The organism is Dyadobacter sp. CY327, from assembly GCF_021390415.1.
GTDB lineage: Bacteria > Bacteroidota > Bacteroidia > Cytophagales > Spirosomataceae > Dyadobacter > Dyadobacter chenhuakuii.
Map to the genome: position 1 here is coordinate 2,040,559 of NZ_JAJUXJ010000001.1, position 16,067 is coordinate 2,056,625.

The 16,067-nt window shown below is 46.3% G+C and carries 14 protein-coding genes; 5 read left to right on the top strand and 9 right to left on the bottom strand.

Annotated elements, in window-relative coordinates; genetic code table 11:
• Positions 1-2 precede the first annotated feature (2 nt).
• The 8 genes from LZG74_RS08555 to LZG74_RS08590 form a co-directional block, all read right to left on the bottom strand.
• The gene (locus tag LZG74_RS08555; RefSeq protein WP_233796129.1) at positions 3-746 is read right to left on the bottom strand and encodes a glycosyltransferase family 2 protein; all 744 of its coding nucleotides are present in this window, start codon (positions 744-746) and stop codon (positions 3-5) included.
• Entirely contained in the window at positions 743-1,309 is a 567-nt protein-coding gene (locus LZG74_RS08560; protein ID WP_233796130.1) for a WcaF family extracellular polysaccharide biosynthesis acetyltransferase, read from the bottom strand. The genes LZG74_RS08555 and LZG74_RS08560 overlap by 4 nt, the downstream gene beginning before the upstream one ends.
• Positions 1,266-2,192, bottom strand: a complete 927-nt coding sequence (locus LZG74_RS08565) for a glycosyltransferase family 2 protein (protein WP_233796131.1) — start codon at positions 2,190-2,192, stop codon at positions 1,266-1,268. Before LZG74_RS08565 ends, LZG74_RS08560 begins: the two co-directional genes overlap by 44 nt.
• Positions 2,193-2,251: 59 nt before the next feature.
• A complete protein-coding gene (locus LZG74_RS08570; RefSeq protein ID WP_233796132.1) occupies positions 2,252-3,400 on the bottom strand; it encodes a glycosyltransferase in 1,149 nt (382 codons plus the stop codon).
• Between the two features lie 36 nt (positions 3,401-3,436).
• Positions 3,437-4,582 (bottom strand): glycosyltransferase family 4 protein, encoded by a 1,146-nt coding sequence (locus tag LZG74_RS08575; RefSeq protein ID WP_233796133.1) that lies wholly within the window; start codon positions 4,580-4,582, stop codon positions 3,437-3,439.
• Positions 4,582-5,583: a hypothetical protein gene (locus LZG74_RS08580; RefSeq protein ID WP_233796134.1), complete on the bottom strand. Its 1,002-nt coding sequence runs from the start codon at positions 5,581-5,583 to the stop codon at positions 4,582-4,584. Before LZG74_RS08580 ends, LZG74_RS08575 begins: the two co-directional genes overlap by 1 nt.
• A gap of 146 nt (positions 5,584-5,729) precedes the next feature.
• Positions 5,730-6,098 (bottom strand): VOC family protein, encoded by a 369-nt coding sequence (locus tag LZG74_RS08585; protein ID WP_233796135.1) that lies wholly within the window; start codon positions 6,096-6,098, stop codon positions 5,730-5,732.
• A 27-nt stretch (positions 6,099-6,125) separates the two neighbouring features.
• Complete coding sequence (locus LZG74_RS08590; protein WP_233796136.1) at positions 6,126-7,463, bottom strand: amidohydrolase family protein; 1,338 nt, start codon at positions 7,461-7,463, stop codon at positions 6,126-6,128.
• Positions 7,464-7,600: 137 nt separating this feature from the next.
• On the opposite strand from LZG74_RS08590, the gene LZG74_RS08595 reads away from it, so the two are divergent.
• Both LZG74_RS08595 and LZG74_RS08600 read left to right on the top strand, forming a co-directional pair.
• On the top strand, positions 7,601-7,777 hold the full coding sequence (locus LZG74_RS08595; protein WP_169720032.1) for a DUF6496 domain-containing protein: 177 nt from the start codon (positions 7,601-7,603) through the stop codon (positions 7,775-7,777).
• Positions 7,778-8,022: 245 nt separating this feature from the next.
• Positions 8,023-11,526 (top strand): PAS domain-containing hybrid sensor histidine kinase/response regulator, encoded by a 3,504-nt coding sequence (locus LZG74_RS08600; RefSeq protein WP_233796137.1) that lies wholly within the window; start codon positions 8,023-8,025, stop codon positions 11,524-11,526.
• A 35-nt stretch (positions 11,527-11,561) separates the two neighbouring features.
• Here the strand turns inward: LZG74_RS08600 and LZG74_RS08605 are convergent, their stop codons facing one another.
• A complete protein-coding gene (locus LZG74_RS08605; RefSeq protein WP_233796138.1) occupies positions 11,562-12,419 on the bottom strand; it encodes an SDR family oxidoreductase in 858 nt (285 codons plus the stop codon).
• Positions 12,420-12,656: 237 nt separating this feature from the next.
• Here LZG74_RS08605 and LZG74_RS08610 point away from each other — a divergent pair, with 237 nt between their 5' ends.
• Genes LZG74_RS08610 through LZG74_RS08620 form a run of 3 tightly spaced genes read left to right on the top strand, consistent with a single transcriptional unit; the run spans position 12,657 to position 16,057 of the window.
• Positions 12,657-13,919 (top strand): NAD(P)/FAD-dependent oxidoreductase, encoded by a 1,263-nt coding sequence (locus tag LZG74_RS08610; RefSeq protein ID WP_233796139.1) that lies wholly within the window; start codon positions 12,657-12,659, stop codon positions 13,917-13,919.
• Between the two features lie 3 nt (positions 13,920-13,922).
• Positions 13,923-14,825 carry a CorA family divalent cation transporter gene (locus tag LZG74_RS08615; RefSeq protein ID WP_233796140.1) on the top strand — a complete coding sequence of 301 codons (903 nt, stop codon included), beginning with the start codon at positions 13,923-13,925 and terminating at the stop codon, positions 14,823-14,825.
• Positions 14,826-14,878: 53 nt separating this feature from the next.
• The gene (locus LZG74_RS08620; protein ID WP_233796141.1) at positions 14,879-16,057 is read left to right on the top strand and encodes a fibronectin type III domain-containing protein; all 1,179 of its coding nucleotides are present in this window, start codon (positions 14,879-14,881) and stop codon (positions 16,055-16,057) included.
• Positions 16,058-16,067 lie beyond the last annotated feature (10 nt).

The following is a 16,067-nucleotide window of genomic DNA, read 5'->3' on the forward strand; positions in this document are numbered from 1 at the left end:
TTTTATCGAAACTGTAAGATTTTTCTTAACGGCTTCAACCACAATGTATAAAAATGTGGTTTTAAATCATTTTCCTTCCAGGCCCTCAAATCGTTCCGGTTGGCTGCAATCCTGTTTTTGAGATTGCTATTGCTAACACCTCCGGTCCGCATTTTCACCAGGACTTTCGGCACGTACGCAATTTTCGCTTTGGCTTTATGAATGAAGCGAAGCATCAGTTCGTAATCTGCCGCGCTGCCCAGGTCTAGCCGAAACAAGCCAAACCTTTCATAAAGTTCTTTTTTCACAAAAAATGCGGGGTGGGGAGGCATCCAGCCATTGAGAAAAGCACCTTCCTTGTAGTTTCCGGAAATCCATTTTCTCTTGATCACCACCTCGTTCGCTGCATCAACATATACAAGATCACCATAACAACCTTGAATATCAGGCGATTCCATCTTGCTTACCACGTCGCTAATCGCCGCATTATATGCATAAAAATCGTCTGCGTTCAGTATGCCTATGATATCACCTGTTGCTAATTTTATGCCTTTGTTCATCGCATCGTAAATTCCGCCGTCGGGTTCACTTACAAATGCGGCAATCTTGCTTCCGTATTCGCCTATAATTTCCTGCGTTCCGTCCTTGGAATTTCCATCAATGACAATGTACTCGATGTCGGAAAAATCCTGGGCAAGAACAGATTCAATGCACTGCCGGATGGTTTTCGCACCATTATAAACTACGGTTATGATACTTACTTTCAACTGAACAAGTTTCTTGTTTTGACAAATTTAGCCGGATTTCCCTGATAAATCCCATATGCTTCCAAATCCGAAGTAGCCACGGAATCCACCGTAAGCACTGCATGAGAATAGACACGCACGCCCGGGCAAACCGTTGCCTTAGCGCCAATCCAGGCACCGCTTTCAATCGTTATCGATTTGACGATCAGGTCGAATGTGCTCTTCGTAAAGTTGTGATTTCCAGTCAGCAACAGGCAACCTTGCGATAAACATACGTTTGACTCTATTGTCACCATAGTGAGGTTGTCGATCCACACATTTTCACCGATCCAGACGTTTTCTCCGATCACCAGAAACCAGGGATATTTGACATTCACTTTTGGCTTGATCACAACACCTTTGGCCAACTTTGCACCGAACATTTCCAGCACAAACCGCTTGATCGCCATCGGATAGGGTAAGTAAGTATTGATAAATAGCCGGTTGGCAAAATACCAGAGCAGCTGTTTTAAAAAACCGCCCGGCTTGTACCAGCTGTTATCATACTTTGACAGATCGGTTCGGGCTTTTAAGGTCTTTTCCATATTCTGTCTTAAAATGTGTTATGATATCCTGCTTATCTTTTCCAGCCCGGTAGTACACTTCGTAAATCTTGGCATCCACCAGGAAGCGATACCAGAACCCTTGCAGAAAGTGCCAGATCAATCCTTTCATACCATCCAGAAAACCAAGTTTAAAAATATACCGGTAAACGAAATAGATAAAAGGCCGCGTAAACAAAGGCAGGCCCGCATATTTGACTTTTAAAAACCTTGTACGCTGTTCCTGACTTCCCCAGAAGCTTGGGGTTACTGTTTCTTTACTATCAAAATTATATTTAATGTTCAATAGATCAATGACTTCCCTTATTGCATAATTGTTATGCTTTTGGGTCCACCAGGTCAGGTTGTTGAGGTTATGGTCCACAATATCGTGCTGTAACTGGGCGGTGGTGCCGCTGCTGAGCTTAATGTGCTCATCCATCCACAACTCTTCACAATGACCAATGCCACTGCGCCAGACCCTGAGCAGCCAGATCGGATAGTAACCGCCGCGGTGGATCCATTTATCCATAAAAAATACACGGCGTTTGACATACAGCCCGGAAACTTCCGCAGGCGTAAGATGTAATGTGTTTTTTAGCTCATTCGCCAGTTCGGGCGTAATGTATTCATCGGCGTCCATGCGCATAAGCCACTTGGTGCCGAATGGAATATGCTGAATACCGAAATTGAATTGAAAAGAGTAGGAAACCCAGGGGTTCTGAACGACCGTGGCGCCGAGGCTTTCGGCAATGGCAACCGTGTCGTCGGTAGAAAATGAATCAACGATGAAAATCTTATCAGTCACCAGAAGCAAGCTTTCTATGCAACGTGCAATGTGCTTTGATTCATTGTGTGTTAAAATGATGACGGACAAATCAATCATACCCGGGAGCAACAGTCAAAAATTACGAATTTGCGGTTATTGCAAACGGCCAAAGATACTTACTTTTTCTTAACATTCTTGTATTCTTCCAATAACTGATTAGCCACCTTCCGGATGTCAAAATTTTCCGTTACCATCTTGTAAGCCCGATTTGCAAGATCCTGCGCGTAGGTTTTATCTTGTAATATTTTAAGAAGTCCCTTAGCCACGCCATCGCTCGTGAGCGGCGTCAAAAAGGCTGCGTCATAGCGTTTGATATAATCCCCGAACCCAACGCGATCGGATACAATGGTGGGTACTTTGGAAGTCATTGCTTCCAGGACCGCAATAGAAAATCCTTCGGAATAGGAGGGCAGGACAAAGACATCGGCGTCTGCAAGTGCTTCTTTTTTAGCCGTATCGGTCAGTAATCCTACGAGTTTGATCCGGTTTTGCAGATTGTTTTTTCTGATAAAATCTTCCGTTTCCTGCTGGTAACCATCATCGCCGCCAGCGAGGAAAAGGGTAGCATTCGGAAGCTGCTTTTCAATTTTTTTGAATGCAGGAAGCAGGAGGTCAAGCCCCTTCTTAATGTTGAGCCGGCCCATAAAAAGCACGACCTGCTCATTCTCGCGAACCTGGTGTTTGGCACGAAAGCTCCCTTTGGCAGGCAAATTGGAATATTCCGACAGCTTCATCCCATTGGGAACGATCACCATGTTTTTGGGACGGTAACCCAGGTAACGGATCACGTCACCTTCTTCGTCGGTGTTGTTGATCTGGATCAGGTCCGCTTTTCCTAGTATTCTCTTCTGATAAAGCAGCGTTACGATGTCTTTTTTCCATTTGTGATGCGCAACAGCCCATTTGTCGAGCAGTCCGTGTATGGTAATCACCTTAACGGCATTGTTCGGGATCAAAAATGGCACAAGACTCCCGAAATGCCATATTCCATGCATGTGTATCACATCATACTCGTGAATGTGATGCCTCAGGAAGCGATACATTTCAAGCGAAAATTCCCTGTAAACATTGCTGACTGGCGTCGTGCGCGCTACGGGAAACAGCCTGGCACCCTCCGGAGCCGGATACATTTCATCGCCCGGCGTCATGGGGCTCAGGATGTCCACCTGGTGACCTTGCCGCAAAACCTCCGTGGTATGGTCGTATATAATCCGGGCCGGGCCGCCAATTTCCCAGGTGTAAGCGCAAATATTTAAAATCCGCATGCGTGCATTTTGTGTAAAAATCTAAACATTAAGCTGTTATGCCAATTTATGGTAACAGTCTGCCATTTGCCGGGCAACCTGCCGGGAGGAAAAAGGCGCAATCAGGCGCCGCGATTCCTGGCCCATAGCGGCCATTTTTTCCGGATTCTGGATGAAAAAGGCCAGTGCAGTTTCCAATTCCTGCTGGTTATCCGGGTCAAAAGTAAAACCATTCACGCCGTTTTCTACCAAATCTGCCACACAACCGCAATTCTTTGACACAATCACTGGCAATCCGCAAACCATTGCTTCATTCACAACCAAACCCCAGGGCTCTGATTTACTGGGCAAAACCAGTACATCACAATGCACAAGCAGGTCCGGGACCTTATACCAGGGAAGTCCGCCTGCAAATGATATTTTATTTTGCAAACCAAGCTCTGCCGTCAGCGTTTCGAGTGTTGCCCGCTCGGGGCCGTCGCCGATGAGCATCATTTCCCACGGTAAGATTTCTGAATCAAGCGGACGAACCTGTGCGAATGCACGCAGCAAGGATCCCAGGTTTTTCTCAGGCGCAAGCCGGCCTACGAACACAAACCTGTAAGCCCGAGCCACATTCACATTAGCCTTTTTTTCAGCATTGTATCTCGCGCTGATGACTTCCTCATCGATTACCGCCGCATTCCGTACCGGGATTTGCGAAGGTTTTACACCCAGACTTTCCAGGTAGTCTGCGGACGTTTTGCCGAAACAAAAAAATGCCTGGGCACGGTTCACAATGAATTTTTTGAGCGATTCCTTGATAAATGACCGGCTGTTGTCCGCAGCAGATGACTCAGAAGAAAGCACCACTTTCACGCCTTTCAACCTGGCATAAAACATGAGAAGGACCTGCGCAGGATCGAAATAACCCGTAATGTTGAGGACAGTTGGTTGGTAAGCATCGAAAGCAGCAAACAATGCTGCACGTCTTTCTTTAAAACTCACTTCATCCAGGCTGCGCTGAAACAGAACTTTATAAGGATAATCGTATGTAATGGCGTCATCGCTTTGCATCACGCTGCGACTGGCTTCATAAAGCGCGATCTGGACAACAAGGAAATCACTTTCAGGATATTTTTCCTTGAATGCGCGATGAATTTCGCTGAAAAGCCGCGACTTATAATGCGCCCATAACTGGTTGTGTACAACGAGGACGCGCATTATTTTTTAAGATTTAAATATTCCTGGAACAAAGGATAAAGATTGTTTGCCAAAAAAAGCTGTCCCTGGCTGTTATAATGCACAACATCCAGCTTCCGGTAATATTTGGGATCAATTCCTAGGCTGAATTCGTTCACAAGCCGGATATTGTGCTGAATGGCGAAAGCTATAATCTGGTCGCCCTGATCATTGAAATGTCCCAGCTCTATTTCCGAAGTTTCGGGGTGGAGATAAATGAAGAGCGGGATAAAATCTTTTTTAGCGATTTCGTAAATCTGCTCATACCCGGGGTTGAAAGTCAATCCTGGCTTCCTGATTCCGGCATCATTCAGCTCTTCTTTTTTCAGGGAATCCTTTTTCATGGAATCCAGAAGGGCTCGCTCGGGATTTTTTTCAATGGTTGGGGCGAAAAACCAGGTGTTGAAATAGTAAAAGAAAATCCAACGGTAACGATCCCAAAGTTCGTAGAGCGCCACTTTATATTGCTTGTCAGGCCAGCCGGGATCGATGCCCACAGGACTTTGGTGCGACATAATGTCGTACGCATCGTGGCTGCTGGTAACCAGGCACATCAGCCTGGCTTTGAATGTCCCGTACTTTTTAAGATACGCGGCAATGTTATCAGGGCCCCACGAGCCGGCCGAAATGTTAAGGACCCGGACGCGCGTACCGAAGTCTTTCAGAAAACGCTTTTCAAGTAAAGTAGAAGCAATGCTGTCCTGGTCGGTAAGGCTTCCGCCGTTCACAACCGAGTCGCCGATGAGCAGGATCACAATGCTGTCCGACGGCAGGACCTCTTCATTGCGCATGGAAAAGCTGTTGGTCTGCACGCGGTAGCCAAATCTTTTCACATCCTGGTCGGGTGCATATATGTATTCAAAATCCGGATCCGAAATATAGAGCGGAGAATTACAGAAGCCATATTTATATCTCAATACAACTTCCGTGGTAACTGCCAGGATCACGACGAAGATTAAGAATCTATAAAAATATTTTAACATCAAGGAAAACGCTGTGTCCGCTGCAAATGCGCTTGCAAATTTAGAATTACTTTTCCCATTTACGACTTTTTAACACCGCACAGGAATAATTTAACAGAATTGCAGATATCACCATATAAATGATCGTGTTAGCCTGGAATCTGGTTTCAGGCTAACATTTCTATCAGTTCAATGCGGTTACCAAACGGATCGCGGAAGGAAAATCGCTTCCGGTCGGGTATGGGGCTGTCTTGACGGATTGCAATTCCATTCTTCTCCAAAATTTCCCGCGCCGCATCCAGGTTCTTCACTTCAAATGCAGGATGCCGCTGCGACTGCTCCGAAGGCTCCTCCGCCCGGATATGCAGCTCAATGTCGCCCATAGCAAACCAGATAGCGCCATTCGGAAGCGGATAGCCCGTTTCTCTCAACTCTTTCAAACCTAATACACCGCCATAAAAGGCCCTGGCCGCTTCTTCTGCACCAGGAGGAATGCACAGCAGAATGTGATTCAGTCTTTCAAATTCAATTTTCATATTCAGGAGTGTTTCATTTTAATCGCATCACAAAGGACCTTTACTTGCTTCGCGGCCGTCTTTCCAAACCGCTTCAATTTTGCGCGTATTCTTGATATCATTAGCCGGATTAGCGCTCAGAATGATCAGATCGGCTTTTTTGCCACGTGTCAGGGTGCCGAGCTCATTGTCAATTTTCAACGCTTTTGCAGCATTTTGAGTTGCAAGCATAATGGCCTGAACCGGCGTAAGGCCCGCCTGGACCATCAATTCAAGTTCAAGATGTTCTGTGAAACCCTGCGTCCTGATCGGAAATGCGCCGGAATCGGTGCCGAGCGCGACGGTAATGCCCGCATCCACGATTTTTTTCAGGTTAATTGATGCTGTTTTAAATGCAGCAGCATTTCGTTCATAGTCAGCGGATGCCCGGACTTTTTCTGCGTAAGCCGGATCGGTAACCATTTCAAGCACACCCGGTTCCAGTGATTTTATAAAAAATTCATCATTGACCCAGTCCGGCTGACTGGCATAGGCAAACTGATATTCGTCCAGTGCAAGTGTGGGGATGTATATGACATTCTTCTCCTTCATTTTATTCAAAAGCTCCGCATCTACCGTCCTGTCGCGAATGCTGTGGGCAATGATATCAATGCCGGCCTCGGTCAGGAGCCGTGCGTCTTCTGCATAAAACAAATGTGCTGCCACGCGTATATTGCGTTTATGCGCTTCGGTGATAATGGCCTGGTATATTTCGGGCTTCATTTTCTGAGCATTGCCGCCATGATCGTCCACCCATATTTTCACAACCGTAGGTTTAAGCGGAACCAGCTTATCCAGCATGGCGGGCACTTCCTCAGGATTTTCGGGGCGGAACAGCAAGTTCATCCAGGAACCGGGATTGGGATCGGGCGTATTGAAGCCGTACCCTGCCGAAAAGAGGCGAGCGCCCGGAAGCAAACCTGCTACCGTCGAATCCCGCATGCCGTCGAAGATCAGCGGCCTGTCGGTTCCCATAGCAAGCACAGCATTAACTCCATAATCCTGATATTTTTTGAGCTGGCGCAGGACGTTTTCTCTCGTGTAGTTTTCTGCCGCAGAAGTTGTCCCCAGCAATGTGCCGACATGCGCATGCGCACATATCAGCGACGGGATTACCGTTTTCCCTGTCAGATTAATCTCTTTCGCACCTTTCAGTTTAATATTGGATTCTACCGCGACAACCCGGCCATCCATGATCAGAATGTCCGTATCCTCGCGCGGCTCCTCGCCGGTGCCATCGATCACCGTGGCGTTTTTTAATATAATGGACTGCGGCTGGCTAATGGCAGAAAATCCGGTTACCAGCAGCAGCAGAAGTAAGAAAAAGTGATTGACCTGATTTTTCATAAAGACGCGTTTTTGAAATCTTGCACTATAACTGTACCGACCCTTATAATAACTTTCAACTGGTATAGCTTTTGTATAAAACGGAGAATCATTTTTGAACGTCAAAGTAAATTATTTCAACCAAAATTCTTGTAATCATGGCAAAGTATTCAAAAAAGGCCGGAGAAAAAGTAGAGGAAGCGATGCACGAGCAAAAAGAAGGAAAACTTAAAACAGGTTCGGGTAAGAAGGTGACATCCAAGAAACAAGCCGTCGCCATCGGCTTATCCGAAGCACGAAAAGAAGGCGCAAAGGTGCCGAAAAAGAAAGATTAATTTCTTGTTCTGATTCCTATACGATCTTATCTGATCTTACTGAAAATGTGACATTTTTCGTCCTAAATGCGCATTCTACATTAAGATGTCGAAGTAGCTCGGTTCGGTGACGAAAAGTATTACAAACTATCCTGTTGTAACCGTTAAAGTAATTAAATAAACGCTATATTGTACGCATATATGTATTTGTGACACTGACGCTTAATTGTAAGGAATTTTGATTAATGAATACATCAGGTAACGCAATGTCCGAGGAACAGGGCGGACCTAATAATGCAAGCGACTTTCAGCTCTTTCAGACTTTCATGGGTAGTCATTCCATGTATGTAGTCCGTACAGATATTGAAGGAAACTATATTTTCCTTAATGATTATTTCTGCAATTTCTACGGCGTGCAGCGTGAGGAGCTTATTGGGCACTCATCCCTGATGGGCGTGGTCAATGAAGATATAGAAAAATGCCTTAAAGTGGCTGAACTATGTTTGCTGAATCCGGGCAAGCCACATTCGGTAATTCTCAGAAAACGTTCTAAACACAACACAATCGCCACAACCCAGTGGGAATTTACTGCCCTGAAAGATGAATCAGGCACGGTAAAGGAGATCTTTTGCCTGGGTTATGACATCACGCAAAAGATTAAAACAGAACAGGACCTTTCCGTGTTGGTGTCCAATGTCCAGGACGTTCTTTTTACATTATCGCCAACGCTGACATTCACTTATGTTTCGCCGAGCTGGACAAGAGTATATGGCTATCAGATCAAAGAAACCCTGGGCCAATCCTTTACAGACTATATACATCCCGATGACCTGCATTTGTGTACAGCTTCTCTTTTAAAGGTTGTTGAAACCAACACGTCCATCCGGGGCGGGATAGAGCACCGCATCCTGCACAAGAACGGAACGTGGTCCTGGAGTAATACCAATGCCAGCATCGATACCCGTGGCAACGAAATTATCCTGACCAGCCACAACATTACCGAGCTTCGCCGATCCCGTGAAAGGTTGAAAGAACTCGCTATCGTTGCTTCCAACACAACGGATTATATAGTCATAACCGATAACAGGGGATTAATCACCTGGGTAAACAGGGCATACGAGAACCAAACCGGCTATACACGGCGTGAAGTGAAAGGCCGCCGACCGGTTGATCTTCTGTGCGGCCCTAAAACGGATATGGCCACCATCGAGACAATCAATAAGGCCAGCATAGAAAAGAAGGTTATTCAGGTTGAGATATTGTGTTATAAAAAGAATGGGGAATGCTACTGGGTTGACTTGAAGATTACTCCCGTTTTTGACGATGAAGGAAACTGTACGAATTACATTGCAATAGAGCGGGACATTACTGAGCGCAAGAAGTCGGACGACGAAATGCGGCGGATGAAGGATTTGCTGGAACAAACAAACAGCGTTGCCCGGATAGGCGGATGGGAATTGCATGCCAAAACGGGTGAATTGTATTGGTCTTCCATCACAAGGCAGATACACGAAGTAGACGAAGATTTTTTACCGGATGCTAACACGGCAATCGCATTTTATAAAGAAGGCACGAGCCGCGATGCCATCAACAGGGTGGTGCTGGACGGGATTACCCACGGAACGCCCTGGGACATTGAGTTGCAGCTCAATACCGCAAAAGGAAATGAGATCTGGGTCAGGACGATAGGCAAGTCCGAAATGGTGGATGGCGCCTGTGTGAGACTTTATGGTGCATTTCAGGATATAACCAGCCGCAAACGCTCAGACGAGGCAATTCTTGATTCGGAAGCTAAATTTCGCAGTCTGTACGACTCCACAAGTGACGCAGTAGTGCTGCTCGATAGAAAGGGATACCTGGATTGCAACCAGGCCGCATTGAGAATGTTCAATCTGGATTCGATTGACAGTCTGATCGGTAAAACGCATGAAGAGCTCGCCGCTGCAACCTACACAACTTACGACCAGCTGGCCGGCATTGCCAAAGAGAATCTTGAAATGGCTTACGAGATCGGGAGCCATAGTTTTGAATGGGTGTTCAAGCGCTTCGGACCCGATACGGACAGTTTCGTTGCGGAAGTGCTTCTGAATCTGATCAATGTTAACGACTCCCAGATCATACAAGCCGTGATCAGGGACATTACGCAGCGAAAGCACGCAGAGCTGGAACTGCTGGAAGCACGCGAACAGGCTGAATCAGCGAGCAAGCTTAAATCTGAATTTCTGGCCAATATGAGCCATGAAATACGGACGCCGCTTAACGGCGTGGTTGGTTTCACCGACTTGCTGATGAAAACGCGCCTGGACGAAACGCAGCAGCAATACATGTCCATGGTTTTCCAATCTGCCAATTCGCTGCTGGAAATCATCAATGATATTCTCGACTTCTCGAAGATCGAGGCCGGAAAGCTGGATCTTCGCTATGAGAAAACAGATCTGCTGACAGTCTGCGGACAAGTAGCGGATATGCTTACTTACCAGGCGCAGCAGAAGCATCTGGAAATGCTTTTGAACATTCCGGCAGACATTCCGCATTATGTGCTGGCAGATCCGTTGCGTCTGAAACAGGTTTTGGCAAACCTGCTTAGCAATGCAGTGAAATTTACGATTGACGGGGAGGTAGAGCTGCAAATAGCATTGCTTGGCCGTAACGATGATGAAGTGGCCATCCGTTTTTTGGTGCGGGACACCGGGATTGGGATCGAGCCCGAAAACCAGCGTAAGATATTTGATGCTTTTTCCCAGGCAGATTCTTCCACGACAAAACGATTTGGCGGCACAGGTCTGGGGCTTACCATTTCAAACAGTCTGCTGGAATTAATGGACAGCCGATTGCAGCTCAGCAGCAAAGCCAATGAAGGCAGTATTTTCTTTTTTGATGTAACATTCAAAATCATCCCGGACGGGGACGAGTTCTTCTGGGACAACACGGACAACATCAGGCGTGTCCTTGTGGTGGACGACAATGTGCACAACGGAACTATCCTCACCGACGTCCTGATCAACAAAGACATTGATTCCGATTTCGTTTCAAGCGGGCAGGAAGCATTAGAAAAATTATTCTCGGACGTGAAATATGACGTAGTCCTGATGGATTGCCAGATGCCGGAAATGGACGGCATTGAAACGATCCGTAAAGTCCGTAACAGCAATGATGAGGATTTGAAAAATTTGCCTATTATCCTTCTCAATGATTCTTTTGAAGAGGAAACGCTTACGGCTGTAATGACCGAGCTCAATGTTCCGCGTTTCCTCGTAAAGCCTGTCAAGATCAAGCAGTTGTTCTCGATGTTGTCGCGGATACATACCAAAAATCAGCCTACCCGGCAACTCATTGTCGATACTGCAAGAAGCATTACTGCAGAAGCATTATCCGACGCCATTACAGTGCTGATTGCCGAAGATCACAAGATTAATATGTTGCTGGTGAAAACCATGTTAGGCAAGATTCTGTCCAACGTAACGATGATCGAAGCCGTGAATGGGAAAGAAGCCGTCAAACTGTATGCGGAAACAAATCCTGACATCATATTTATGGATATCCAGATGCCCGAAGTGAATGGTTATGAAGCCACGCAGGAGATACGGAGGATGGAATCGGGCAGGCGGATCCCGATTATTGCGCTTACTGCGGGAACAGTGGTAGGCGAGCGGGAGAAGTGCCTTAATGCTGGAATGGACGATTATCTTACCAAACCCGTCGTGAAAGATACATTGCAAGAAACGATTGTGAAGTGGCTTCTGCAACGTTCGGAAGTCGAGGTAAATTAAAAAATGGGCCGTATAGCCCATTTTTTAATTTACTATTATCCGTTAACAACCTGCCCACCGTTCGGGTGCAGCACCTGTCCGCTAATGTAAGAAGCATCCTCACATGCCAGGAAAACATACGACGGAGCAACCTCAGCAGGCTGTCCCGGACGCTCCATAGGCGTGTCTTTCCCAAATTTTTCAACTTTCTCAGCATCAAATGTGGCCGGGATAAGTGGCGTCCAGATGGGACCGGGCGCTACTGCATTCACCCTTATTTTCTTCTCTGCCAGCGCCAGTGCCAGCGATCTTGTATATGCAACAATAGCCCCTTTCGTAGAAGAGTAATCCAGCAATGCAGGACTTCCGTGATACGCGGTTACCGATGTTGTGTTAATAATGTTGTCACCTTCTGCCAAATGCGGCAATGCAGCTTGTGTAAAGAAAAAGAATGAGAAGATGTTGGTAGCAAAGGTTACGTGGAGCTGCTCGGCAGTGATCTCCCGGATATCTTCCTTGGGATGCTGTTCAGCAGCATTATTTACCAGCACATTCAGCTTGCCAAACTCGCTTACAACCTGCGAAACAGCTTCTTTACAAAATGACTCATCACGAATGTCACCCGGAATGAGCAGGCATCTTTTCCCTTCTGCTTCTACCAACGCCTTTGTTTCCTGCGCATCCTGGTCTTCTTCCAGGTAGACGATCGCTACATCCGCGCCTTCACGTGCAAAATGAACCGCAACCGATCTTCCTATGCCGCTGTCGCCACCGGTTATCAGTGCCGCTTTGCCTTCCAACTTGCCGCTTCCCCGGTAATTATCCCGGATAATGACCGGAGCCGGATCCATAATGTGTTCAATACCAGGCTGCGAACCTTGCGTTTGTCCTTTCGTATCTATGTTGTAATCCATGGTTTAGTAATGTTAATGTTTCTAATTATTGTGAATGCGGCCTATCCCTAAAACCATGTGCCAGTGAATCAAACGGCCGTGGATTTCGATGTTTTTTTCAAAAAATCATATTAAAAATCGGCATGAGCAATGTTTTGCACAGTGTTCGTGCGCGAAATATGCCCTTCATGCTCGCGCTCATGCATTCGGCACAATTATAATAGCTGATTTCACGCATTGAGGCATAAATAAAAGAATATGGATACGAAAAAAGTGGTGATCGTGGGCGGTGGTTTCGCAGGGATTAATCTTGCGCAAAAACTTTCCGGAGACAAGCGGTTTGATATCGTGCTTGTTGATAAAAACAACTACAACTTTTTCCCGCCTCTGCTCTATCAGGTTGCAACGGGTTTTCTGGAAGCCTCCAACATCAGTTATCCATTCAGGAAATTTTTTCAGGAAAAACCAAATCTGAGATTCAGTCTGGGCGCATTTCAGGAAGTTTTTCCGAATGAAAAGTGCATTTCCACCGACAGCGGGGATATTTACTACGATTACCTGGTCTTCGCCACCGGCACGGAAACCAATTATTTTGGGATGGAAAACGTGAAAAAGCATGCCGTTCCGATGAAAACGGTGCGAGACGCCCTCGCTTTGCGCAACCACATTCTTTTGAATAAGGAAAAAGCCGCGAAGATGCAGGATTCCAATGAACGCAAAAAACTCCTTTGTATAGTTGTCGCCGGCGCGGGTCCCACAGGGGTGGAAGTCTCCGGTATGCTGGCTGAAATGCATAAGAATATTTTTAAATGGGATTACCCCGAACTCGACAGGGAAGAAGTGCAGATTTACCTGGTGGACGCTTTGCCTGTGGTTCTCAACCCGATGTCCAAAAAATCACAAGAAGATACATTGGAAGAATTGCGAAAACTGGGCATTAATGTGCTCCTGGACCATGCTGTAAAGGATTTTGAGAACGGTATCGTCACATTTGAAAATGGGCGAACCATTGAAACCGAAAAATTAATATGGACTTCGGGAGTGACTGCCACTGCATTGCCCGGCATTCCGAAAGAAGCGCTGGGGAAAGGAAAACGTGTGCTTGTGGACGCGCATAACAAGGTGCTGGGTTTCAGCGATATTTTTGCATTAGGGGATATCTGCATGATGACTTCGGATGAGAAATTCCGGCAAGGCCATCCGCAGCTCGCGCAGGTGGCCATTCAGCAGGGCAAAAACCTGGCAGCGAATTTGTCTCGGGTGCTCGACGGTAAGCCGCTCCAGGATTTCCATTATGTAGACAAGGGCACTATGGCGATTATCGGCATCAACAAGGCCGTAGCCGACCTTCCCGGTTTGCATTTCAAAGGTTTTATAGCTTACTTTCTGTGGCTGGTCGTGCATTTGTTCTCTTTGATCCGCTATCGGAACCAGGTGAAAACTTTTTATAACTGGATGGTTGCGTTTTTTACCAGAGATCAGTCACTGCGCTTCATCATGGATGCAAAGCCCGACAAATAAATTATGATCAATACGATTGCCGAGAAGCCAAAATATCCATTCGAGTGGCTGGATATTACAGACCCTAATGAGGAAGAGTTGAAACAACTTACCGAAACTCATTCACTCCATAAATCTTCCATCAAAGACTGGTTACAGCCCGACCATCTTCCCAAATATGAAAAAGTTGGTGACTACGTGTTCATCATTTTCCGGCTCCATTCCGAAAAGGTTGGTCCGGAAGCAGATACAGTTCCGGAGCTGACTGATAAGGTTGCCATTTTTATGTTCGAGGAAAAAGTAATCACCTTACACCGTAAACCGTGGGACGCGCCAAATTTCATCGCCGAAAATCAACTCGAACAACATCAATGCAAGGACACATTACATCTTGTGAATGAGATCATTAAGAGCTGCCTATCCACCTATGAAGCACCTTCGGCCAAATTGACCAGCGACATTGAGTTTTACGAGGAAAATATGTTTCTCAAAAACCGCAGGCCGTCTCTATTAAAGGGCCTGTATTATCTAAGGCGCAGGGTGGAAGTGACGCGCCGCATCATCATGTTATCGCATGAGATTGTGGACAAGATGGATGCTCCCGATCATTCCAATGCCTATACACGGGATACGAGGGATCTTTTTGTCAAAATGCAGAACATTTATGACACGCTTTTTGAGAATATGAATCAGCTGGTGATGATCTATTTTTCAATTTCTTCCCAGCGTACCAACGAGATCGTTCGCGTCCTTACCCTGTTTTCAGTGTTTTTTATGCCCTTAACCTTCATCGTCGGTATTTACGGCATGAACTTCGAGTTTATGCCTGAATTGAGGATGAAATATGGTTACCCCGTTGTCATGATCGTTATGGGGCTTATTACGGTTGCAATTTACGGTTGGTTCAAAAAGAAGGGCTGGTTGTGAGATCGTTATGAAGGAAATATTTATTGAAAAAGCTGCTGCATTACACTCAACCTATGAATGATATTTTTACCAAAACATTTAAATACGCTTTCTTTTCCGCCGTTTTCTGCTTGATCCAGCTTGCTGCCTGGGCTGCTGTCATTCCCAAGGCACCGTCAGCGCTGGCCGCCACTGCTATTTCCGCCACGCAGATAAATCTGACTTGGGTCGATAATGCGGTTGACGAGACCGGCTTTGAGCTGGAAAGATCTACCGACGGCCTGAAATTTGTGAAAATCACGGACCTTGCAGCCAACGTCAAAACATACTCTAACACGGGCCTTACGCCGTCAACGAAATACTGGTTCAGGATTTTGGCCAAAAACGCCGTCGGCAAATCAGCTTACAGCAACATTGCCAATGCAACCACTTTCCTCGTTGCGCCAAATGCCCCTGCGAACCTGAGTGCGGTTTCCGTCTTCACGACGCAAATCAATGTCAGTTGGGTGGATAATGCATTGAATGAGAGCAGCTTTCAATTGGAACGGTCGCTGGATGGCGTTTCCTTTACAAAGCTCGCCGACCTTGCAGCGAACATTAATTCATTCCAAAACACAGGCCTTAACCCAGCCACCACATATCATTATCGCGTTCGTGCCATCAATGCCGCCGGTGCTTCTGCATACAGTAATGTGGATTCGGCGACCACGGATAACATTCCGGTGCCCGATAGGCCCGAAAACTTTTCCGCCGTTCCTATCGCGCCGGATGTGGTACAATTGAGCTGGTCGGCCGTATCTGAAAATGCCAAAGAAGTCGTTATAGAACGTTCCAAAGGCGTTACCACTCAGTTTGAACAGATCGGAAAAGTGGCGGCGAATGTGCTGCAATTCCAGGACACCGATTCGCTGGCTAATACCAATTATTTTTATCGGATCAAGGCCGTTAATGCGGGTGGAAGTTCGCTTTACAGCCTTATTTCTATCGTTTTAGCCAATGCTATCATTACCGGCAATGAGGCTCCGATGTCGGACTATCTCATTTATTCATTCCAAAAAACGCTGGTTATTGAATTAAAACGACCTGTGGCGGCACAAATGCGACTCTATAATGTTGGCGGAATGAAACAAATGGACAAGGAAATAACAGCATCTTCGCGCACAGACCTTTCCGGGTTTACCACTGGTATCTATATCGTTCGCATTCAGACAGATAAAGAAGTAATATCACGAAGAATAGTGCTTTTTGACTAATATATCCTAA